Raw genomic sequence first — 13,605 nt, 5'->3', positions numbered from 1 at the left:
CTCAGAGGACTCCCGCCTCCCGCAGGAGGTCGACCGTCCCCGCGACGTCGGCGAGTTCGGTCAGGTCGATGTCCGGCGGGTTCAGCTCGTCGATGGTCGGCAGCCCACCGACGGGCTGGACCCCCGGAATCATCGGGTACGCGAAGGTCCGCGTGGCGAAGAACTCCTGGGCCTCCGCCGAGAGGATGTGTCGGACGAAGTTCGCCGCGAGCTCGCTGTTCTGGGTCCCCTGGATAATCTCGAGGCCGGAGACGTTGACGAGTGCGCCCGCGTCGCCCTCAGTGAACGCCAGGTCGAGCGGGGCGTCCTCGCGAGCGGACTTCACCCGCTGGGAGTAGTAGTGGTTCGCGAACCCGGCGACGAGTTCGCCGTCGGCGACAGCGTTCGAGACGCGGAACTCGTCGGGGTACTCGCTGATACCGGCGTCGAGCATCGCCTGGAGCCACGTCCTGGTCTCCTCGTCGCCGCGGATGAGCCGCATCGCCGTGACGAACGACTGGAACGCGCTGTAGGTGGGCGCCCAGCCGAGACTGTCCTGGAACGCGGCCGTCTCCGGAAACGCCTGGACCGAGGAGGGAATGTCGGAGGCCGACAGCTCGTTCGTGTTGTACGGAATGGCACGTGCGCGGCCGGCGATGCCGACCCAACGCCCCTCGCTGTCCTGGAACTCCGCGGGGACTGCAGAGAGCGCTTCCTCGGGGAGCGAGGCCGTGGCGCCGGCGTTGGCCACGGCACCGAGCGACCCGGCGTCGACGGCCATGAAGACGTCGGCCGGGCTCTGGCCGGCGTTGGCCTCCTCGATGATAGTGTTCGCGAGATCGCTCGAGGCCTCGAGGCGGTGGTTGGTCGTGAAGTCGGGGTAGCGACGCTCGAGCAGTTCGATGAGGTCGAGGTACAGGCCGCCCTCGCCCCCACCCAGGTACAGCGTCAGTTCGCCCTCGAGGGCTGGCAGGTCCTCGATGGAGGGGCCGTCGGGGTCGGGTCGCTGGGCGACCAGCGGGCCCGACCCGCGGAAGTCCGCAAGCGACACGGGTCCGGTGTCGCCGTCGCCGCCGAGCGAGAGGCCGGAACACCCGGCCAGTGCCGCAGCGGCCGTCGCACCACCCAACTGGAGGAATCGACGACGGGAGGAGGTCCCGTCGGAGAGAGTGTCGTCGGTCATGTTGTATTGTAGTAGTTTTAGGTTTACCTAAATGGTTTGCGTTTTAGTCGTCGGCCGCGACGGGGATGCGGTCGGCCCGTCGCGAGTCGAGTTCGGCCAGGCAGTCGAGCCAGTCGAGCATGAACTCCCCGCAGTAGTTGAGGAAGGCCCCGTTCTCCCAGTCGCTGAAGTCGCCGTCGGCGAGCGCTTCGCCCATGGCGTCGAAGGCCTCCCGGTAGGAGTCGGCGTCGTCGGCTGCGTCGTCGACGACCTCCCAAACGTGTTCGTTGAGCTCGAGACCGTGGACCTCGTTGGTCAGGTCAGAGAACGTCGAGCGCGGGGCCTTGTTGTGCTCACAGAGCGGCGCGCCGTTGTAGATGTGCTTGTCCAGCAGGTCGGCCGCGCGCTTGAGGAACACGCCCGACCAGATGTCGTCGAACCGGCCGACGTCCCACTCGTTGTCGTCCATCGGCAGCTGGTAGAACGCCGGGACGACCTCGCGGCGGAACGCGAGGTTCATCGAACAGACGGTGAGGTAGTTCCCCTCGGCGGCGACGAAGTCCTCGTCGAAGTCGGACGCCGACGTCCGGGTCTGGGCCTGCCCCTGCAGGTCGCCGTCCATCAGGATGCGGACGGCGTCTAAGTCCGGGACGTTCGTCCACAGTCCCTGGGAGGCCACGACGTCGTCGACGTAGGTCGTGTCCGTCTCGACGGACTCGTCCATCGCGGCGTAGGGGTAGCCCCGCGGGTAGAGGCCGTGCTCGTCCTCGTTCTGGTAGAGGACGTTGACCCAGTCCTCGTCGGAGCGGACGCGCTCTATCTCGCCCTCGAAGGCGAGATTCTCCATGTGGGTCCCGAAGAAGTCGACGTCCTCGTGGGGCAGCGTGTCGTCGTCGATGAAAAAGCCGTACTCGAAGTCGTTGGCCCAGAGGTACAGCAGGCCAAAGGAGGTCTGGGCGTGACTGGCCGCCGGGACGAGGTGGTCGTACTCGCCGACGCCGTGGTCGGCGAACCACGCCTCGCGGGCGGTGCCGTCGAACACCGCACCGGCGACGCCCTCCTCGTCGAGCATCGTCTCCATCGCGTCGGTGTCACAGAAGTCCTCGGTGACGAGGACGAAGAAGAGTCGGTCGAGGTCGAACCCGTGGTCCCGGGCGTTCTGGCAGTACTCGCGAAGGCACTCGTGGTTGCGGATGGTGGGTACCACCACGCAGATGTCCCGTGTCATCGTACTCGGGATTCTTTAGGCCGCCCTAAAGAGGCTTCTGTTTTAGGTTGCCCTAATTGTATACGGTCCGAGTAGTTCCCACGTGGATCTGTATACGTACCGGCAGGTTGAGAGGGGGTGGCAAGGTCATTATATTCCCGGTTCGGGGATTAACGAAGTATAAGGCGAACTATTATTTGGCTGTGCTTTGCCCTCTATGGTGAGAGATGAATACACCAAACCACGGGGGTTGCGCACCGGACACATGTATCTGAAGGACCAGACCTGTGTCGTCACCGGCTCGTCGCGAGGTATCGGTCGGGGTATCGCCGAGGACCTGGCCGAACACGGCGCCAACGTGGTCGTCAACTACCGGTCCTCCAAGGCGGAAGCCCGCGAGGTAGTCGACACGATAGCGGAGATGGAGCATGGCGAGGCCGTCGCCGTCCAGGCGGACGTGGCCAAGCACGACGAGGTCCTGGAGATGCGAGAGGCCGTGGTCGACGAGTTCGGGTCGCCGGACGTGCTCGTCAACAACGCTGGCATCACCATCGACAAGAAGTTCGAGCACATGTCCCGCGAGGACTGGCAGACCGTCATCGACGTCAACCTCGGCGGCGTGTTCAACTGCACCGACGCCTTCTACGACGACATCCGCCACGCCGAGAACGGGCGGCTCATCAACATCTCGAGCGTCGTCGGCCAGCAGGGCAACATCGGGCAGGCCAACTACGCGACGACGAAGTCCGGGCTGTTCGGGTTCACGCGCACGCTCGCACTGGAACTCGCACACACCGGGTCGACGGCCAACTGCGTCGCGCCCGGGTTCGTCCGCACGGACATGCTCGAGGAAGTCCCCGAGCGGGTCCAGGAGAAGATTCTGCGGAACATCCCGCTGGACCGGTTCGCGACCGTCGAGGACATCGCCTGCATCGTCCGGTTCGTCGCCAGCGAGGAGTCGAGTTACATGACCGGACAGGTACTGGGCGTCAACGGCGGCATGGAGTGGTAACATGAGCAAACAGGAAGAACCCGAAGACGAGAGCGAGGAGCAAAGCGCCGTCGAGGAACTCCGCGAGCGACGGGAGGAAGCCAAGCTCGGCGGCGGCGAGGCACGTATCGAGGCCCAGCACGAGAAGGGCAAGATGACCGCGCGCGAGCGCATCGACTTCCTCGTCGACGACGGGACCTTCAACGAGGTCGACCCCTTCGTCGAGCACCGGTCGACCAACTTCGGGATGGCGGACAAGACGTTCCCCGGCGACGCCGTCGTCACCGGCTACGGCGACGTCGACGGCCGGAAGGTGTTCCTCTTCGCCCACGACTTCACGGTGCTGGGCGGGTCGGTCGGCGAGGTCGTCGCCCAGAAGATCTGCAAGGTGATGGACAAGGCCATCGAGAACGGCGTGCCCGTCATCGGCCTCAACGACTCGGGCGGGGCCCGCATCCAGGAGGGCGTCGATTCGCTGGTCGGCTTCGCGAAGATATTCGAGCGCAACACCAAGGCCAGCGGCCTCATCCCCCAGATTTCGGCCATCATGGGCCCGTGTGCCGGCGGCGCGACCTACTCGCCGGCGCTGACCGACTTCACGTTCATGGTCCAGGACACCAGCCACATGTTCATCACCGGCCCGGACGTCATCGAGACGGTCACCGGCGAGCAGGTCTCGAAGGAAGAACTCGGCGGCGCCGGCTCACACTCCTCGAAGTCGGGGGTCGCACACTTCTCGTACCCATCGGAGGAGGAGGCCTTAGAGAACATCCGCCGCCTCCTCTCGTATCTCCCAGAACAACATGGAGGACCCGCCGCGGGTCAAACCCTGGGACGACCCGGAGCGCGAGATTCCCGAGGTCACCGACATCGTCCCGTCGGCCCCGCGGAAGCCCTACGACATGACGAAGGTCATCGACCAGGTGGTCGACGAGCAGTCGTTCTTCGAGACCCACGCCAACTGGGCGCGCAACGTCGTCGTCGGGTTCGCCCGGATGGACGGGCGCTCGGTCGGCATCGTCGCGAACCAGCCCCGCGTGAGCGCGGGCACGCTCGACATCGACGCCTCCGAGAAGGCCGCCCGCTTCATCCGCTTCTGTGACTCGTTCAACATCCCGATCGTCTCGTTTGTCGACGTCCCCGGGTTCATGCCCGGCACCGACCAGGAGCACAACGGCATCATCCGCAGAGGGGCGAAGCTCATCTACGCCTACGCCGAGGCCACCGTCCCGCTGCTCTCGGTGGTCGTCAGGAAGGCCTACGGCGGCGCCTACATCGTCATGTCCTCGAAGTTCCTCGGCAGCGACGTCAACTACGCCTGGCCCGGCTCCGAGATGGCCGTCCTCGGTCCCCGCGGCGCGGTCAACATCCTCTATCGCAACGAGATCGCCGACGCGGACGACCCCGACGCCAAGCGTCAGGCGCTGATGGACGAGTTCCGCGAGGAGTTCGCCCACCCCTACGGCCCGGCCAAGCGCGGCTACCTGGACGACGTCATCGAACCGAAGGACACGCGCAAGCGCCTCATCGACGACCTGGAACTGCTCGAGCGCAAGCGCGAGGACACACCGCCGAAAGACCACGGCAACATCCCGCTGTAAGATGTCCGCACTCGACGACCCCGAAGCGCGACCGGAGGAGGGGGCCGACACCGTCTCGACGACGGTGACCGTCGAGGGAGGGGACCTGACGGTGGCGATTCCCGCCGACGCGAGTCAGTCGGAGGCCGCCGCCATCGCCAGTGCCGTCGGGGCGCACGTGAGCGACAGACAGCGAGCGGCGGTCACCGCTGCGGCGGCCGACGGCGTCGAGTATACCGACCAGTGGACGCTGGCCGCGCGACTCGAGCGGTTCGGGAAGCGGCGGTGGCCACGCGACGTCGAGCGCGGCGACGAGTGGGCCGCCGCTGGGAGAGCGACGTACTGACCGACCGGGTCAGCGGCCGACCGTCCGTTCGCTATCCTCGACGGTGACGGTGAACTCGTCGAGGTCGACGTCGAGCGAGACCGCAGAGACGGTGCGGACGTACTCGCTCTTGTGGTTCCCGTCGGCCCGGAACCGGGTGTGTTCCTCGATCAGTCCGGCCTCGACGAGACAGTCGACCTTCCGGTAGAGCGTCGACACCGGGACGCCCAGCGCGTCGTGGAGTTCCGTGACGGTCAGCGAGTCGGCCTCGAGCGCGCGAAGGACCCCGCGACACTTCTCGTCGGTCAGGACCGACAGCAGGTCCGACTCGGCGATGGCTCTACACGCCGTCTCGTCTCGACTGGCTGTCTCGAACCGGTGTGCGTGTGACGACATCGGGGTGACTCTACCTCGCTGTATGCGACGGGCAGTGAGAGTGGGTTAGCCAGCATATGATGGGTGGTTTAAGTAGTTGCGTCGGGAGTTTTAGATAGGAGTCCCACGAGGTACCGAACGAATGGGGACCGGCATCCGCGCCGAGGTTCGTGTCGAACCCGGGGCGACCTGCCTCGTCGCACGGACGGCCGCACGGACGGGCACACAGAGCCGAGCGGTCAGGAAGAGCGTCAACGCCGACGCGCCCGACCGGTCAACGGTCGAGTTCATGCTCGAGGGCAACGACTGCGCCGTCGACGCCGGCGCCGACCTGCCGGACGGCGTCGACCCGGTCTTCGACTACGGGGACACGACGGTCTACCGGTACACGAGCGACGGGACCGACCGGTGTCCGTGCGACTGCATCGAGACGTACGACTGCCCCATCGCGGACCGCTACGTCCGCGACGGGTCGGTGTTCCTGACCTTCCACGCGCCCGACGTCGGAACGTTACAGGACCTCGTCGCGGACCTCCGCGAGACGTTCCCGGCGGTGGACGTCCAGCGACTGCTCCGGTCGGAGGGGGGGTCGCGACGACCACGACTTCGTGTTCGTCGACCGGGGGGCGCTGACGGCCCGGCAGCGGGAGGCCCTTCGCAGCGCCCACGAACTGGGGTACTTCGACCACCCGAAACGGGCCAACGCAGGCGACGTCGCGGAGGCGATGGGCATCAGTCGGCCGACGTTCAGCGAGCACCTCGCAGCGGCCCAGTCGAAGGTCCTCGACGCGTTGCTGGCGGAGTCAGCTACCAACGGCTGAAGCCGTTGGCTTGTCGGTGGACTCCCGTTCTGCCGACACGTAGGTGTCGGACGCCACGTCAGTAGCGTTCACGGTCATCGTCCCCGACTTCAGGGCGTACTGACAGAACGCCCCTCCAGCGGGGGGCTTCTGCCCTCGCTGGAGTTTGAGTGCGAGTTTCCGGGCAACGTTCGCTGCGTTGTAGTCGGCGTTCACCGAGTACGAACAGTCGAGACACTCGAAGTGCTGGGCGTCACGATTCTCTTTGAGCGTACAGCCACACTTCGAGCATTGTTGGCTGGTGTAGGACGGTTCAACTGTTTCGACCACGATACCAGCCAGTTCCGCCTTGTGTTCGGTCTGTTGTTGAAGTTCGCGGAACGCCCACTGCTGGAATTTCTTGTCGTCGCTGATACGCGCTCGAATCTGCTCCAAGTCCTCGAAGGCGATGTGCGTACAGGCGTGGCCCTTGGCTTCGGCAACGATTTCTTTGGAACACCGATGAAGATACTCTCTACTCCAGCGACCGAACCTGTCGCCAATGCGCTGGAAGGTCAGGTGTGCGCTCCGTGTTCCAGTCTGCTGCAGGCTGGCCCGTCGTTTCTCGAACTCGCGGCGCTGATGATTGAGGTAATCAGCGTTGCCGACGAATGCACCCGTTGAGGTCACGGCGATATGGTCATCAACGTTGCAGTCCACGCCAAGCACTTTCGAATGCTCGGCTTTCTCAGGACTGCTCACATCGAGTTCTCGTTCCATGACCGCGTGCAGGTAGAACTCGTCGGCTTCGCTGTCGTAGTGGACAGTGCTGGTCGAAAACGAATACTCGTCGTTCAGCAGGTACTCGCCGTGTGGTGTTCCGTCTGTGTCATCGGGCAGGTCGTATTCGCATTCGACCCTGCCGTTGACGGTGGCGAGACTCACCTTGTCTCGGTAGTAGGTGGCGGCTCGCTTGTCATAGACGATGCTGAACGTGTCGTAGTGAGGCTTGCTGGTGTTCTCGCCCTCGGCAAGCCGGTCAACGCAGTTGCCAATATCGTCGGTGGCGCGTTTGATTGCCTTCTGGACGAGGTTCGCGTGCAGGTAGTCTGTTTCTTCACGAAGGTCGTCGTAGATGGCGGCTTCGGCTTCGCTCTTGCTGGTCACGCAGTCTTCGTCGGGATAGCGCCACGCCCAGTCTGCAGTGCGGTTCGCGGAGTACTGGAATTTGTCGTTGGTGGCGTGGAGGTCGCTCTTGCGGTCGTCAGGCACGTCGAGACGGACGCGAACCGTTCGAGTCACCTCCCACGCCATGTATGTCACAGTAATGGCTACTCCTTATTAATATTTTATACAGCGTTAGGGAGTCGGCAATGCTGTGTTCGGTGGATTGCTCCGCGGAGCTTAGGCGCTTCCTCCCACCGCTAAAGCGGGTGTGGGCTTCCGCGCTGTTACCGCTGTGAGTCCCCGGTCTCGACCACCGGCACACTTACTATCGGCCACAATTTATTTCGGACAATGTCAGGGGACGGGACGGTGGAGATGACGGGGACGGAGATCGGGCGGTTTCTCGAGACGAACGGATTCGGCGTCCTCTCGCTCGCAGCGACAGCGCGCCCGTACGCGATTCCGGTCTCCTACGTGTACGACGAGACACGCAGCGAGTTCCTGCTCCGGCTAGGCCACCTCGAGACGAGCGAGAAAGACACCTACCTCGACGAGTCGACACCGGCCAGACTGGTCGTCTTCGACGGGGCGGCAGGGCCACGGAGCGTCATCTGCGACGGCCAGTTGAACGAACTCGAGAAGACGGACCTCTCGCCACACCGCATCGAGGTCCTGGGTGCGGGCGAGACGCCGGCCTTCGACATCTGGGAGGCGGACAAAGAGCGCTTCGACGTGAGCGTCCACTGCCTGCAGGAGACCGAGCTCTCGGGGCGGAAAGCCGTGCCCGCCGGTGACTGACTTACTCGCACTCGAAGGCAGTGGCGCGCACGGTCGTCCCACAGACGATGCATCCGCTCTCGAGAATCGCCGCCTTCATGGACTCGTTGACCTCGATGTGCTCTGCACACTCGGGGCAGACAAACAGGATGCCAGCGCTCCCGCTCATCTGACACGTCTCGCCTCCCTGTCCGTCCGGCCCGGCGGTCCCACGCCCCGCCCCGGGTCGAGTGGGTCCATGGTCCGAGGTACCCCCGCCCGGGGCTTATAAGTGATTTAGTCTTATCATCTCGTGAGAGCGTGCCGGATACCGGCCCGCTCAGGCGGCCAGCTCGGTCAGAATCTCGAGGTCGCGTTTCGTCTCGCAAAACTCGCTCACCGGGTGGGTCACGCCGCAGGCGTCACACTCGTAGTCGACGGACGGCCCGTCGAGGTCGGCGGGATTTACCTCCCAGCGCTCGGTGCAATCGGGACACTGCAGCGTTATCCAGGCTTCCTCCATGTCCGTGGCTGACCGGGACACGGTAATGAATCTTGTGCGGATTCGCACCCGTCGGGACAGCGTCCGGGCGAGAGCCACACCCAATGTGTAGTCGGACCGAAATCTACACGGGGCGTCCCCGAGAGTCACCGCACATGGGAGTCGCAGTAATCGGCGCGTCGATGACGAAATTCGGGCAACGTGACGCCTGGCTCGGCGAGTTGCTCTCGCAGGCCGGGGAAGAGTGTCTCGACGACGCGGGTGTCACACCGGACGACGTAGAGCACCTGTACGTCTCGAACATGGCCAGCGGCGAGTTCGAGGGCCAGACCGGCGTGATGAACCTGCTCGCCCACGACCTGGGCCTGATGCCGGCGTACAGCGAACGGGTCGACCAGACGTCCTCCTCCGGCGGGGCGGGCATCTACGAGGCCTGGCAGTCGGTCGCCTCCGGCGCCAGTGACATGACGCTGCTCGTCGGCGGGGAGAAGATGACCCACAAGACGACGGGCGAGGCGACGGACATCATCGCCTCCATCACCCACCCCACGGAGTACAAACACGGCGTGACGCTCCCCTCCTTCGCGGGGATGACGGCCCGGCACTACCTGGAGCGGTTCGACGCGCCCCGGGAGTCGCTGGCCCGAGTCGCCGTCAAGAACCACAAGAACGGCGTCGACAACCCCAACGCGCAGTTCCAGAAGGAGATTACCGTCGAGAAGGCCCTGGAGTCACCAATCATCGCGGACCCGCTTCGCCTGTACGACTTCTGTCCCATCACCGACGGGAGCGCGGCGATGATGTTCACGACGGAGGAGAAGGCAGCGGAGATCGCGGACGAGTACGCCGTCGTCTCGGGTATCAGCGGGGCGACCGACACCCACGTCGTCCACGAGCGCGACGACCCGACCATCATGGGCGGTGTCGTCCAGTCGAGCAAGGATGCGTACGAGATGGCCGGGCTGGGACCGGAGGACCTCGACGTCGCGGAACTGCACGACATGTTCACCATCCTCGAGTTCCTGCAACTGGAGGGCATCGGCGTCGCCGAGCAGGGGACCGCCTGGGAGCTGGCGATGGACGGGACGACCGCCAAGGACGGCGCCCTGCCCATCAACACCTCGGGCGGGCTCAAGTCCAAGGGCCACCCGCTCGGCGCGAGCGGCGTCGCCCAGGGCGTCGAGATATACGAACAGCTCGTCGGCGAGGCCGGCCCGCGCCAGGTCGACGCGGAGACGGCGCTGGCCTGTAACGTCGGCGGCTTCGGGAACTGTGTCATCACCACCATCATGGAGGCAGCAGAATGACGCTGGAAGCAGGCATCTGTCCGAACGGTCACGTCTCGTACCCGACCCACCCCCGCTGTCCCGACTGCGGTGAACCACAGGACGAGACGCTGGACCTCTCTGCACGCACGGCGGAAGTCGTCACCTGGACGAAGTCGACGGCGACGCCGCCCGGCGTCCGCCAGCCAAACACGATGGCCATCGTCGAGTTCGACCTGACCGACGAGGACCTGACCGACGACTTCGTCCGCGCGCTCGGCCAGGTCACCACCGAACACGTCGAGACCGGCGACGAGGTCGAACCGGTCTACGTCGACCAGCTGCGCGACCCGGCGGAGGGCATCAAAGAGCCCGAGAGCCAGGACTGGGACGGCTATCGCTGGGACCCGGTCTGACGGGTACTCGAGCTCGTCAGGCCGAGGAGTACCGTTCGGCCGAGGTTTCGGCCTCGAGCGTGTCGATACCGTCCATGACACTCTGATAGCCGGTGGGGCCGACGTGGGGGTAGACGGCACGGATGTCGCCGCCGGCGAGCAGGGCCAGGCAGATGACCGGGAGCGAGACGACGTCGTCGTTCGTGCCGGTAAACCAGTTCGACCGGGCGTGGTGTTCGAAGGCCGGTTCGAGCGAGACGTCGTGGTCGTCGGCCCACGCCTCCAGGGCGACGACGGAGGGCATCACCGGGTCGCCGTCCGTCGAGCTGGCCTGTCGGAACCAGTAGGTTACCGTCACGTCGTCGATGGCCCCTGCCACGCGGAGTGCCTCGAGCCGTCCGAGGATGGTCTCCCGGCGCTTCTCCGTCGCCATCGGTGCTGGCGTCCGCACGTACAGTGTAGCCCCGTCAACGTGTTTCATGGTAACATCCACCGGTATTCGAAGAACCTACGACAGGTGACGAGATAGCCGTATCGGTAGCCCGGACAGGTCACTCGGCCATCGTGACACGGGTAGCCTCTTTCCGGAGCACGTCCGGGCGCGAGGAGAGGCGCTCCACGCACTCGGTGACGGACTCGGTGCCGCCGGCGTCCGCGTGGGGAGCGACCCGGACAAGTTCGTCGCCCTCGCAGACGGCGAGGCACATCGTCGGCATCACGAGGTGGGTCTCCTTCTCGCCGGTGGTCGTGCTGTAGCATTCACGGGTGTCGAAAAAGGGCGCCAGCGAGACGTGGGCCTGCCCGGCCCACTCGCGGAAATCCTCGTAGCGGTTCTCTTCGGTGGATTCTGCCGGGCTATCGGCACAAACCCGTTTGTCCCAGACCACCGTCTCGACGTCGTCGAGTACGCCCGCGTCGACGAGGTTCCGCAGTGCCTCTTCCAGGGCTTCCCGGCGCCGGGCGGACGGCGCGGGCAGGTCTGCGCGGACGAAGAAGACGGCTCGTCGGTGGCCGGGGTACTCGCTGTTTGACATCTCTGTCCGGACCAAGACACTATAACATAATAAATCATTATGTTTGGGCAGACCTCGCGACCTGTGGCTCCCCGGGTCGGCTACGAGCCGTCGTCGGATTCGTTGTCGTCCCCGCCGTCCTCGCGTCGGTTCACGTCGTCCTTTATCGATTCCAGCTCGGCGTCGACGTCGACGGCGACGTCCTCGGGGGCCTCGTCTTCGCCCGACCGGCTGTCCTCCGCCGCCTGCACGCGGTCACGGAGTTCCGAACGGAGTTCGCGGGCCTCCGTAAGCAGTTCCCGGGCGTCCTCGTCCTCTGGCGTACCCTCGACGGCACGCTGGATCTCCGCGAGGGCGTCGTCCAGTCGCCGCAGTGTGACGTCGCTCAGGTTCGCGGCCCGCTGGCGGACGTCTGCCGCCGCCGATCCCCCCGCTGACGGCCGCCCCTCTGCCAGCCGAATCGCCCGCCGAAGCAGTTTCAGCGCCTCGATGTTCGTCCGGAGAACGAGGATGGCCGCTGGAATCGTCACGTCGTTGGTGAACCGGAGCAGCTCCCCCGGCGTGGGCGGCCGTCGCCGGCCGCGAGCGGTCCGTGGTTCGACGGCCGTCTCGAGGTCCCGGAGCGTCGTCACGAGGTCCGTCACCAGGGCAGTCAGGTCCTCGTCGGAGCGGTCGCTCATGCCCCCACTAGCCCCGTGACCTACAAAAGCCCGCCGTCGACCGGTGGAGAGAGAAACGCTTTTGTCTTTAGGCTCGCCTAATCCAGTCGATGGCAGTCGAATACGACGACAGTGGTCGGCCCGTCGTGAGCGCTCACAGCAGCGAAGCCGAACGGACCGTCTTCACCGAGCGCGACAACAGCGACGGGTGGATTTCGACCGATCTGACCGTCACGCCCCGTCCGTGAGTCGGTCCCGGGCTACCCCTGGACGAGCGTGTCGTCCTCGAGGTAGTGTTCGATATGGTGGGCGTCCGCTTCGACCTCGACGAGGATGTCGCGCAACATCTGCGACGTGGCGTGGTCACCGAGGTTCGCCGTCAGCTCGACGTGGTCGCGCAGCGACTCGATGACGTCGCCGTACATCTCGAGGTCGTGTTCGAGCGAGGTACGGATGTCGAACACGTCGTCCGGCTCGGACTCGACGGCGGCGTGGTCGGCGATGGCGGTCGGGCCCGCAACCGGCGTCCCACCCAACGCCTGGGCGCGTTCGGCCAGCTCGTCGGCGGCCTCCTCGGCGTGTCCCGCGGCTTCGCCCAGGAACAGGTGGAGGTCGCGGAACTCCGCGCCCTCGACGTTCCAGTGGTGCTTTTTCAGCTGGTGGTACAACACGTACGTGTCCGCGAGGTCCTGGTTCAGTGCGTCGACTACCTGTCGGGCCTTCTCCTGGTCGAGACGGAGACCGTTCGCTTCGACCGAACCGAACTCTCGGCGGACGTGTTCCTGTGTCGCCATAGCATCAGACGTAGGGGCCGAACCGACATAAATTCCTCGCGAGCGTGAATGTGTCCCGAAATGTCAAGTTTGGCCCCGTCACTGAGCAGGTCGGCCGTCGGCAACTACGGGGTCACGCTGACTGCGACCGGACCGCGATGAGTGGCACCAGGTTCTCTGCCCCCGCCAGCGCGTCCGCTGAAAGCGTCCGGAGGACCTGTTCCTGGTGGACGGCGACCAGGGCCGCCAGCACCTGGTCATCCAGGTCGAGGTACTCCCCGTACTCCTCCCAGACGGCGGCCCTGACCCCGACGACGTACCGGTCGGGGGTCCGCTCGAGAACCGGGTCCGCGTACTGCTTGCGCCACTCGTAGACGAGGTCCTCGACTCCGGGGTTCTCCTGCATCGTCCGCTGGTGGTCGACGAGCGCGTCCGCCAGCACGTCCCGGGAGACGTCGTTCTCGGCCGCGACGGCACGAACAACCTCGTCGTCGAACGGTGCCATGAGGTCGGCGTCTGTCATCGGTGAGCCTACTCCCCGGGAAGGCAAAAGGGGCGTGCAATCGGCCGCCGACGGGGGTCCTCCCGCAAATGAATTTCGATGCCGGGCCCGGTTCTCACCCCGTGAGAGTGACCCAGCAGATATATTCGATCAGCGGGAGAACCGCCACTAGAGG

At 65.4% G+C, this 13,605-nt stretch carries 18 protein-coding genes and 2 pseudogenes; 9 read left to right on the top strand and 11 right to left on the bottom strand.

Features of this window, described 5'->3' with window-relative positions:
* Position 1: 1 nt before the first annotated feature.
* A complete protein-coding gene (locus tag P1N55_RS01620) occupies positions 2-1,162 on the bottom strand; it encodes an extracellular solute-binding protein (RefSeq protein ID WP_276277289.1) in 1,161 nt (386 codons plus the stop codon).
* 43 nt (positions 1,163-1,205) lie between these two features.
* The gene (locus tag P1N55_RS01615) at positions 1,206-2,369 is read right to left on the bottom strand and encodes an alpha-1 4-glucan-protein synthase (RefSeq protein WP_276277288.1); all 1,164 of its coding nucleotides are present in this window, start codon (positions 2,367-2,369) and stop codon (positions 1,206-1,208) included.
* Positions 2,370-2,613: 244 nt separating this feature from the next.
* On the opposite strand from P1N55_RS01615, the gene P1N55_RS01610 reads away from it, so the two are divergent.
* The 3 genes and pseudogenes from P1N55_RS01610 (at position 2,614) to P1N55_RS01600 (ending at position 5,265) form a co-directional block, all read left to right on the top strand.
* The gene (locus P1N55_RS01610; RefSeq protein WP_276277287.1) at positions 2,614-3,360 is read left to right on the top strand and encodes a beta-ketoacyl-ACP reductase; all 747 of its coding nucleotides are present in this window, start codon (positions 2,614-2,616) and stop codon (positions 3,358-3,360) included.
* 1 nt (position 3,361) lies between these two features.
* A pseudogene (locus tag P1N55_RS01605) lies at positions 3,362-4,940 on the top strand (acyl-CoA carboxylase subunit beta).
* A gap of 1 nt (position 4,941) precedes the next feature.
* Positions 4,942-5,265: a hypothetical protein gene (locus tag P1N55_RS01600; protein ID WP_276277286.1), complete on the top strand. Its 324-nt coding sequence runs from the start codon at positions 4,942-4,944 to the stop codon at positions 5,263-5,265.
* Between the two features lie 9 nt (positions 5,266-5,274).
* Here P1N55_RS01600 and P1N55_RS01595 read toward each other — a convergent pair whose 3' ends face one another.
* Positions 5,275-5,640, bottom strand: coding sequence for a winged helix-turn-helix domain-containing protein (locus P1N55_RS01595; protein WP_276277285.1), 366 nt, complete (start codon positions 5,638-5,640; stop codon positions 5,275-5,277).
* 121 nt (positions 5,641-5,761) lie between these two features.
* On the opposite strand from P1N55_RS01595, the pseudogene P1N55_RS20085 reads away from it, so the two are divergent.
* Both P1N55_RS20085 and P1N55_RS01590 read left to right on the top strand, forming a co-directional pair.
* A pseudogene (locus P1N55_RS20085) lies at positions 5,762-6,139 on the top strand (helix-turn-helix domain-containing protein); the annotation flags it as partial.
* Positions 6,140-6,227: 88 nt separating this feature from the next.
* On the top strand, positions 6,228-6,440 hold the full coding sequence (locus tag P1N55_RS01590) for a helix-turn-helix domain-containing protein (RefSeq protein ID WP_276277284.1): 213 nt from the start codon (positions 6,228-6,230) through the stop codon (positions 6,438-6,440).
* Here the strand turns inward: P1N55_RS01590 and P1N55_RS01585 are convergent.
* On the bottom strand, positions 6,423-7,712 hold the full coding sequence (locus P1N55_RS01585) for an RNA-guided endonuclease InsQ/TnpB family protein (RefSeq protein WP_276277283.1): 1,290 nt from the start codon (positions 7,710-7,712) through the stop codon (positions 6,423-6,425). The genes P1N55_RS01590 and P1N55_RS01585 overlap by 18 nt on opposite strands.
* A 204-nt stretch (positions 7,713-7,916) precedes the next feature.
* On the opposite strand from P1N55_RS01585, the gene P1N55_RS01580 reads away from it, so the two are divergent.
* Positions 7,917-8,363: a pyridoxamine 5'-phosphate oxidase family protein gene (locus P1N55_RS01580; RefSeq protein WP_276277282.1), complete on the top strand. Its 447-nt coding sequence runs from the start codon at positions 7,917-7,919 to the stop codon at positions 8,361-8,363.
* A 1-nt stretch (position 8,364) separates the two neighbouring features.
* Here the strand turns inward: P1N55_RS01580 and P1N55_RS01575 are convergent, their stop codons facing one another.
* Positions 8,365-8,511 (bottom strand): DUF7560 family zinc ribbon protein, encoded by a 147-nt coding sequence (locus P1N55_RS01575; RefSeq protein ID WP_276277281.1) that lies wholly within the window; start codon positions 8,509-8,511, stop codon positions 8,365-8,367.
* A 150-nt stretch (positions 8,512-8,661) separates the two neighbouring features.
* Positions 8,662-8,844, bottom strand: coding sequence for a DUF7836 family putative zinc-binding protein (locus tag P1N55_RS01570; RefSeq protein WP_276277280.1), 183 nt, complete (start codon positions 8,842-8,844; stop codon positions 8,662-8,664).
* A 134-nt stretch (positions 8,845-8,978) separates the two neighbouring features.
* Here P1N55_RS01570 and P1N55_RS01565 point away from each other — a divergent pair, with 134 nt between their 5' ends.
* A complete protein-coding gene (locus tag P1N55_RS01565; RefSeq protein WP_276277279.1) occupies positions 8,979-10,130 on the top strand; it encodes a thiolase family protein in 1,152 nt (383 codons plus the stop codon).
* Positions 10,127-10,504: a Zn-ribbon domain-containing OB-fold protein gene (locus tag P1N55_RS01560; protein WP_276277278.1), complete on the top strand. Its 378-nt coding sequence runs from the start codon at positions 10,127-10,129 to the stop codon at positions 10,502-10,504. Before P1N55_RS01565 ends, P1N55_RS01560 begins: the two co-directional genes overlap by 4 nt.
* 16 nt (positions 10,505-10,520) lie before the next feature.
* Here P1N55_RS01560 and P1N55_RS01555 read toward each other — a convergent pair whose 3' ends face one another.
* From P1N55_RS01555 to P1N55_RS01545, 3 genes are all read right to left on the bottom strand, one after another.
* The gene (locus P1N55_RS01555; protein WP_276277277.1) at positions 10,521-10,964 is read right to left on the bottom strand and encodes an HTH domain-containing protein; all 444 of its coding nucleotides are present in this window, start codon (positions 10,962-10,964) and stop codon (positions 10,521-10,523) included.
* A gap of 70 nt (positions 10,965-11,034) precedes the next feature.
* A complete protein-coding gene (locus P1N55_RS01550) occupies positions 11,035-11,517 on the bottom strand; it encodes an HTH domain-containing protein (protein ID WP_276277276.1) in 483 nt (160 codons plus the stop codon).
* An 80-nt stretch (positions 11,518-11,597) separates the two neighbouring features.
* On the bottom strand, positions 11,598-12,176 hold the full coding sequence (locus P1N55_RS01545; RefSeq protein WP_276277275.1) for a DUF7547 family protein: 579 nt from the start codon (positions 12,174-12,176) through the stop codon (positions 11,598-11,600).
* Between the two features lie 89 nt (positions 12,177-12,265).
* On the opposite strand from P1N55_RS01545, the gene P1N55_RS01540 reads away from it, so the two are divergent.
* Complete coding sequence (locus tag P1N55_RS01540) at positions 12,266-12,403, top strand: hypothetical protein (protein ID WP_276277274.1); 138 nt, start codon at positions 12,266-12,268, stop codon at positions 12,401-12,403.
* Positions 12,404-12,415: 12 nt separating this feature from the next.
* Here P1N55_RS01540 and dpsA read toward each other — a convergent pair whose 3' ends face one another.
* Both dpsA and P1N55_RS01530 read right to left on the bottom strand, forming a co-directional pair.
* Positions 12,416-12,949 carry a DNA starvation/stationary phase protection protein DpsA gene (dpsA, locus tag P1N55_RS01535; RefSeq protein WP_276277273.1) on the bottom strand — a complete coding sequence of 178 codons (534 nt, stop codon included), beginning with the start codon at positions 12,947-12,949 and terminating at the stop codon, positions 12,416-12,418.
* Positions 12,950-13,061: 112 nt separating this feature from the next.
* Positions 13,062-13,451, bottom strand: a complete 390-nt coding sequence (locus tag P1N55_RS01530) for a hypothetical protein (RefSeq protein ID WP_276277272.1) — start codon at positions 13,449-13,451, stop codon at positions 13,062-13,064.
* Positions 13,452-13,605 lie beyond the last annotated feature (154 nt).

Source organism: Haloarcula regularis (assembly GCF_029338315.1).
GTDB classification, from domain to species: Archaea; Halobacteriota; Halobacteria; order Halobacteriales; family Haloarculaceae; genus Haloarcula; species Haloarcula regularis.
The sequence above is the reverse complement of the archived record's forward strand: the minus strand, read 5'-3'. Positions and strand labels throughout refer to the sequence as shown.